We start from the raw sequence: 350 nt of genomic DNA, 5'->3' as shown, positions 1-350 counted from the left end.
AATAAGTCGTAAACGATTTTTGCGTTCGGGCAGTGCGCTTGAACTTCAAGGTCAAAAGCCGTATTCATGTCCATCGCGACCGCTTCGATATTATTGCCATGCTTGCCTAACAGCTCGAAGAACGGTCGTATGTCCTTGCGGCTACGGCCTAACCCTATCCAAATGACTTGATGAGTCTTAGCGTCAGCAATGACCGTGGCATACCTATGCCCTTTAAAGATAGCGAACTCGTCCATGACGAGTTGCCTTAGCTCTTCCCATTTCACTGACGGTACAACTTGTCGAAGTCGGCGTTTATCTATCTCTTTAATGGTGTGCCAATGTACGCTCGTTAACTGGGAGATATGCTT

Annotated in this window: 1 protein-coding gene; it reads right to left on the bottom strand. The window is 47.1% G+C overall.

What is annotated here, in order from left to right; translation table 11 throughout:
* On the bottom strand, positions 1-350 hold a 350-nt coding region (locus tag AB4384_RS23725; RefSeq protein WP_372130203.1), incomplete at both ends, for a transposase.

The sequence above is a fragment of the Vibrio sp. 10N.261.51.A4 genome, assembly GCF_041471945.1.
In the GTDB taxonomy this organism is placed as follows: domain Bacteria; phylum Pseudomonadota; class Gammaproteobacteria; order Enterobacterales; family Vibrionaceae; genus Vibrio; species Vibrio crassostreae_C.
Note: the sequence above shows the minus strand (reverse complement) of the source record. Positions and strands in the feature narration are given on the sequence as shown.